This is a genomic window from Natrinema soli (genome assembly GCF_028618695.1).
In genome coordinates, this window is record NZ_JAQIVI010000301.1 from 1 (window position 1) to 6,331 (window position 6,331).

Here is a 6,331-nt window from a genome sequence, read left to right on the forward strand (position 1 = left end):
ACTCACGGCGAGATCAATGAGTGTCCTGTCGAAGTCGCGGTATTCGAGACTGCTCTCTACTGCCTGGGTCATGAAATACTTCCCGAGCTGGTAAATGAGCGCGAATGCGACGACGAATAAGACGACAGTCGTGACCGCGCTGACAAGTGGCGGGATATACTGCTGCGGATCGATGGGTATTGCTTGTTGGAGTGGTAGCATAGCGGACTCTCCAAGAACAACGCAGGACTCATTTAAACAAATTTCTCTTCGACGTAACCGATAGGAAGTCACACTTCGGCATGCCCACAGTTGCGCCTCGCACCTCTCCGCGCCAACAAACTACCCTGCAGGTCTCTCGCTTACTTGCCCCGCCCTCATCAAGGACAGGAGTCAGAATCTCTCGATAGTAGTGGAACGGAATGTATCACCTGGTGGCAGTGATATTATCGGTGGACGAAATACCTTTTATAACCTCTAGGTTGGTCAAACTAATTGATACACATTCTCCGGGTGCTGGTTCACTCTCAGTATACAGGTGTGGGGAAGATGACCCTTTTGAAGCAACTGCTCGCAGACTTCGAGGACGACATCAGGCAGTCTACGACGGCGAGCACAACGTCACATCATACGAGTTGGTGTCGATTGTCTCCAACGGCGTCGGTGTCGGGAAATCCTCGAGCACGAAACTCACCGAGGAAAAGATCAGCGCCGCGGAGTTCGACGACCCAGTCCTATTGGGCGTCGACGAGCTCGGGTTAAACGATCCGGACACGCTGCACATAATCCAGTTTATCAACGGCCTCGACGAGTTCGTCGACAGCCACGGGATGAGCCGCAATGCTGCAATCAACTTTCTCGTCCGAGAGAGTCTTTGGAATCGGTGATCGTGACGTATAGTAAGCGGAAGCCATGTCGCTTCAAGGAGTGGTGGCTACCAACTATCTCATCCTATACATCATTACATTCAAATATATAAGTCTATATATTAATAAATAATTATACTTATTATAGAAAATTAGGGACGACATGGTTGATGCGGATCATCTAAGAGGAAACCCCACAGATGACGATTATTAAATTTCTACGCAACTGCAGTGAGTATCTGGACTAGCGACACATATACTATGGTGCAGGGGTCGTCCCAGAGATCTGACCATGGTGATGGTCAACCTAAAGGACGGCACGAGCAAGCGGTTCGATATCTATTAGCTACTTGGCAACGGCTTAATCCGCCATCGTCGTTCGGACCCTCCTGGAGCGTGACATCGGTCACTTCTACCGAGAGGTCACTGACCGAATCAAGCTGACCCATTCGACCGTCGCTCGAGACATTAAAAACCGCGGACAATACGAGTGACTGTAATAATTCTCTTCTTGCAACTCATATGTAAAATCCTGAATAGCTATTTAGTTCTTGAAGACGTCCACTGCCAGTGGAGGTACAACAATGAGCACTAATCTGCCAAACCCCGAAGAAGTCGATATTGACGACCTACAGACCCTGATTGAGAACCTACCAGAGGAAAAACGCCAAAAGTTGATGTCACAGCTGGATCTGGGTGATGTCGGCGATCTCGGTGGCGGAGATATCGGTATTTAATCAAGTTCGGTTCTGCTCACCTACGTCGCTTTCTCATTCAGTGGTTTCATTATACGGGGAGTCCGGCGGTCAAGTCCCTCGCTGGGTGGAACGGGGCTAATGCTCGCTGTGCTACACCTCCTCCAGTTCGAGTATTCTCTCATTCCACTACACGGTCCGTGCCTCTATCCATTCGGCACTCGGGTCTGCTATAGGGATTAGCAGAGATACTCATAGATTCGTGGTGAGTTGAGCGTTGGCAGAGCTGTCGAGAGGTACTCGTTGACCTCGTCGAGCGTTCGAAACAGCCGATTGGCTCGACCGTCTCTGAGTTGCCGCCAGCAGTTTTCGAGCGGATTCATTTCCGGCGAATGCGACGGCAGGTACTCTAGAAGCAGGCCGTCGGCGGCGGCCTGCTTCTTCAGTGTCTTTGCGATGAAGTAGCTCGCGTTATCCAGCACAATTGCAAGCTTCTCCCCAAACTCGTGCTGAACCGCTCGAAGGAAGTACTTCGCTACCTTTGCATTGAATCGGTCAGGCGTGAGAGCGACGAACCGCTCGCCATCGTCGGTGACTTCACCCAGCATGTTCATCTTCTCACGAACGCCCGAGACCGGCAGTCTCGGGCGTGAGTTCACCGGGAACCAGTCGGGCTTTTGCTCGGTCGCGACTTTCTGCGTATGTTGATCGATCGCGACGATCCGGTAGTCCTCAGCCTTCAGTGCCGGCCACTTTTTTTGAACTCCGCACGCCAGCGTTGCTGTTCTTTTGGGTCGGCCTCGTAGTGGATCGGCCGGGCTGTCTGGACCGACAGCCCGGCCTTCTTCATCACGCGATACATGTGCGCGAGGGAGTACTCAACGTCGAAGTGCTCAGCGATATATTCACGGACGAGTGGCGGTCTCCAGGATGGTGCGTCAACTCCCGCTTCCGACGGCGACGCCGCGAGCGTCGCCGTCAGTTCATCCCACTGATCGTCGGTGAGGCGAGAAGGACTTCCGCCACGGGGGAGGTCGCCGAGCGCGACGCCTTCGCGCTCGGCGACGATGTCGAGCCAATCGTAGACAGTCTGCTCGTGCCAGCCGTATTTCTGTTGGATCTTAGCGGGTGAAAGGCCCGATTTGTATTCGATCGCCACAATGAGGCGCTTGATCGCTTTCGGATCACGCTCCGTGCGCAGTTGCTCGCGCAACTGCTCCTCATCGACACCGATCAACTTTTTGCCGTACTTCGTCATATCAGCCTATACGCGCCCTGAAACTATGAATTAGACTCCTGATCCCTATAGACAGGAGACAGAATAGAATCAATATTGACTGTCTCTCCGACATTGATCCCAGTCAGTTAAAAATGGATTGTCAGGCCCTAACTACGAGATCAATCCCGTTAGTCGTCAGTTGGATTTGATGAATCGAAGTCATCCGTCGACCGAGTGTGTGACTCCTCACCAAGCCCGGAAACACTCCGTCGTGCACTGGCCATCCAGTCTTCGATATTCTCCGCAACATAATCCTTGCTTCCCCAGCCAACGCCGATGGCAACCGCCAGTGCCAGCGCCACTCCGAGCGCGCCGAAGAACGCTACCACTGCCGCTGTGAAGAGTGTTGTCAACACGGTTGTGCTGAAGCCGATCGTATCCAGTGCGATCGTGATCGTAATATAGTAGACGAACAGTTTTACGCCGAGTCCAGCCAGTGTCGTCAGCCGGGTTGCATCAACATTGGCGACGATATCCTCGAGAGCATCTGCCACGAAGACGCCAATGACTAGTACGAGCAGACCACCGATTAGGGCTGGAACGAAGGCCGCAAAGTCGTTCAAAAGCTGTGAGAGGGCCGTGATACCAAGTGCATCTGCTGCAGTCAACAACGTGAAGAAGTAAACAGCGTACTCAACGAGTTTCCCAGTAGCGGTTCCGATGCCACCAACGGAGGTGGCTACATCTTCTAATGGTGTCCCCCGAATATGGGTGCGAATCCCGAAGCCTCTGACGATTCCTGCGACGATGTCACCAAGTCGTTGACCAATAATGAAACCAATAACGAGGATGATTGCGGCTGAGAAGATGACCGGGAGAAACGCACCAATCTCTGAAAGCGATTCCGAGAGAATTTCGATTCCGAGTACGTCAGCCGCAGCGAGTGCAGCGTAGAAATACACGATGTACGCGACGAGCGTGCCGATTGCGCTGGCGATACCACCGTCGGTATCAGTATCGCTTTCGAGCGGTGTGCCCCGAGTATGTTCTGAGAGGCCAATTCCCTCAAGGATTCGGGTAATAACTCCCCCAATAATTCGGCCGAGAATCCAGCCGATCAAGAGGATAATAACGGCACCGAAGATCGCGGGAATAAATGCGATAATGTTTGCGATGGTTTCCTCAAGGAAACCAGGAACCTGTGCTTGGAGTATGGTATGACCGCTAGGTACTGTTTGTGAGGACATTGGTATTGTTTCTCGCCATATCCAGAGGCAATCACTGCCACTGGATGTACTTTCAATATTTAACGTTGGGAAGGTAAATATATCGGTTCAGGTTGAAATAAATATGTATGAAATTTGTCTTTTATGGTGATAAGACGCCTGGAATAGCCCGAATTAGAAGATATCATTTTTATTATATGTTGGGGCAAACGATTCTACCGACGGAGCAGGCCAAGTTTCTCAGGGCTTGACCCCGGGGCGGTTCACGTGGCATGCGTAGAGGACGATACCAACACGCTCGAGCCATGGCTGTGTTCGATGCGAATCCAGCTGGCAATCAACATGATCTGGTGTTCACAAGCCACTACGTTCTTGTCGAGCTCGCGACTGTACTCCTCTATCAAAAGAACCACGGGCGTGCTGTGTCGACCTTTGGGTAACACTCTCAGTAATATTTCGCGCAGCCCGAGAGACAGAATGCGGCCAGTTCAGGCCAGGTCGCTCGATTCTTGAATGTGGGGAACATCACACACTTGATCGGCGCTCGATGAACTCTGTGCTGTGTCGAAACCACCAGACGTCTCTCCACCAACAACGTGCTTCACAAGAGTGTTGTCCGTTATTCCTCCTTTCTAGTTTGGTCGCGTCCTAATTGGTAAAATTCGTCGTTCGGTCGCATGTCGGCAAGGTGTGCCATCCGGTTGGAGAGGTTGTAGAAGCTGACGACGTTGCCGATGTCCCAGACTGCCTTGCGACTGAACCCGTGATCTTCGAGGCGTTCGATGTCGTTTTCGGAGACTGCGGACGGGTCCTCGGTAAGTTTCACCGCGAAGTCCAGCATCGTGCGGTGGCGTTCGTTTATCTCCGCGGTGCGGTGGTTCGAGGCGATCTGTTCGGCCAGCCGCGGGGCCTCAGCGTAGATGCGCAACAGCGCCCCGTGGGCGACGATACAATACAAGCAGTCGTTGACACCACTGACCGCAACGATCAGGAGCTCTATTTCCTCGCGTTCGAGTTCGGTCTCCTCCAGCAGGGCATCGTGGTAGTCAACAAATGCCCGCGCCTGCTGTGGGCGGTAGCCCAGCGCGAGGAAGACGTTTGGGGTGAACCCCGCGCGTTCGGTCTCCGACTCGATCCGTTCCTGCAGGTCTTCGGGAAGGTCCTCGACGTCCGGGACAGGGAACCGCGTCATCGCTTCGATGTCATCGGCCATGCCCACACCTATGCACCCCCCGTCTTAGTTGTTCGTGTCGCATATCTACTGAGCAGCTGATTCAGTGACGGTTTTTAAGGAATGAGGTCGTTGGGCCGGTATGACCGCTAGCGAGAACGTATCTGCCGGAAACCTCCGCCAGGTTTTGGCGGAGGTCGAAGGAAAGAAGTCCACACAGCGGCTCATGGACGCAATCAACTACCTCGAAGATGACGACCTCATCCAGAAAGAAGCGGCTCGCCGATGAGCCGTCCGAGCAGGTTGTCTACGACGAGCCGCGGTCAGGGAGACCAACCGACCTTTCCGACGCTGAGCACGAGCAGTTCGTCGAGGTTCTTCACGAATCTCCCGAAGAGGTCGGTATTGACGCCCCCGCATGGTCTATTCCGCTCGCGAGCAAGTACCTCACCGAAGAGTTCGACGTCAATCATTGCGACCGCCACGTCCGGCGGTTGATGACCGAGGCCGGGCTGTCATAAAGACAGCCCGGCCGGAGTACTACAAATCCGACGAGCGGGCACAGGAGGCGCCAAGATGGGTTAAAAAAGACGAACGATCTAGACGACGAGTACACAATCCTCGCGATAGATCAGACGCGACAGATTCTCTCGAAGCTGATATATGCATGGTTTCCCGAAGGCGAGCACCCGTCACTGCCGGTGACGGACGCGTGGGATAGCATCAAACTACTCGGGGCAGTCAGTGATACCGACGAAACGTTCTTTCTCCCGTGCGAGGAGAATTTCAACAGCGACACATCGATCCGGCTATTGGACGCACTCCAGACTGAGTTTGATGAGAGAATCTGCGTCGTCTTGGACAACGCTTCGTATTTCACGGCGAAGGCAGTCCAAGAGACCGTTGAGGACACTCCGATTGAACTGTGTTACCTGTCGCGGGGTTCACCGGGGTTGAACCCCGCGGAGGAGTGCTGGAAGAAACTCAATCAAGTACTCGGCAACCGCCTGTTCGACACTCTGAGCGAGCTTCGAGATGCCGCGCTCGCTGCACTCGACAGCATCGATCCACCAAATCTCTTTACGTATTTATGTCCGTGAGTATGACTATCGTTACGATTCTAAGAGGTCGGTCGCAGTCACGACCTTGACATCCTGTCCGTTGATATATTTGAG

General features: G+C 53.3%; 6 protein-coding genes and 2 pseudogenes. 3 read left to right on the forward strand and 5 right to left on the reverse strand.

Features of this window, described 5'->3' with window-relative positions; translation table 11 throughout:
* Positions 1 to 201 (reverse strand): annotated as a pseudogene (locus PGX04_RS18365) (mechanosensitive ion channel family protein); the annotation flags it as partial.
* Positions 202 to 431: 230 nt separating this feature from the next.
* Between PGX04_RS18365 and PGX04_RS18370 the strand changes: the two are divergent.
* Positions 432 to 866: a hypothetical protein gene (locus tag PGX04_RS18370; protein ID WP_273739836.1), complete on the forward strand. Its 435-nt coding sequence runs from the start codon at positions 432 to 434 to the stop codon at positions 864 to 866.
* A 563-nt stretch (positions 867 to 1,429) separates the two neighbouring features.
* The gene (locus PGX04_RS18375) at positions 1,430 to 1,582 is read left to right on the forward strand and encodes a hypothetical protein (protein WP_273739837.1); all 153 of its coding nucleotides are present in this window, start codon (positions 1,430 to 1,432) and stop codon (positions 1,580 to 1,582) included.
* A gap of 197 nt (positions 1,583 to 1,779) precedes the next feature.
* On the opposite strand, the gene PGX04_RS18380 is transcribed toward PGX04_RS18375, so the two are convergent.
* The 4 genes from PGX04_RS18380 to PGX04_RS18395 form a co-directional block, all read right to left on the reverse strand.
* Entirely contained in the window at positions 1,780 to 2,316 is a 537-nt protein-coding gene (locus PGX04_RS18380) for an IS630 family transposase (RefSeq protein WP_337959476.1), read from the reverse strand.
* Positions 2,280 to 2,798 (reverse strand): helix-turn-helix domain-containing protein, encoded by a 519-nt coding sequence (locus PGX04_RS18385; RefSeq protein WP_273739838.1) that lies wholly within the window; start codon positions 2,796 to 2,798, stop codon positions 2,280 to 2,282. Before PGX04_RS18385 ends, PGX04_RS18380 begins: the two co-directional genes overlap by 37 nt.
* 149 nt (positions 2,799 to 2,947) lie before the next feature.
* On the reverse strand, positions 2,948 to 4,006 hold the full coding sequence (locus tag PGX04_RS18390) for a mechanosensitive ion channel family protein (RefSeq protein WP_273739839.1): 1,059 nt from the start codon (positions 4,004 to 4,006) through the stop codon (positions 2,948 to 2,950).
* A gap of 598 nt (positions 4,007 to 4,604) precedes the next feature.
* Positions 4,605 to 5,198 carry a peroxidase-related enzyme gene (locus PGX04_RS18395; RefSeq protein WP_273739840.1) on the reverse strand — a complete coding sequence of 198 codons (594 nt, stop codon included), beginning with the start codon at positions 5,196 to 5,198 and terminating at the stop codon, positions 4,605 to 4,607.
* A gap of 100 nt (positions 5,199 to 5,298) precedes the next feature.
* Between PGX04_RS18395 and PGX04_RS18400 the strand changes: the two are divergent.
* A pseudogene (locus PGX04_RS18400) lies at positions 5,299 to 6,256 on the forward strand (IS630 family transposase).
* Positions 6,257 to 6,331 lie beyond the last annotated feature (75 nt).

Bases quoted from the DNA above. Each gene is read 5' to 3' on its own strand.
- PGX04_RS18390 (WP_273739839.1), bottom strand. From the start codon at position 4,006: ATGTCCTCACAAACAGTACCTAGCGGTCATACCATACTCCAAGCACAG.
- PGX04_RS18375 (WP_273739837.1), top strand. From the start codon at position 1,430: ATGAGCACTAATCTGCCAAACCCCGAAGAAGTCGATATTGACGACCTA.
- PGX04_RS18385 (WP_273739838.1), bottom strand. From the start codon at position 2,798: ATGACGAAGTACGGCAAAAAGTTGATCGGTGTCGATGAGGAGCAGTTG.
- PGX04_RS18395 (WP_273739840.1), bottom strand. From the start codon at position 5,198: ATGGCCGATGACATCGAAGCGATGACGCGGTTCCCTGTCCCGGACGTC.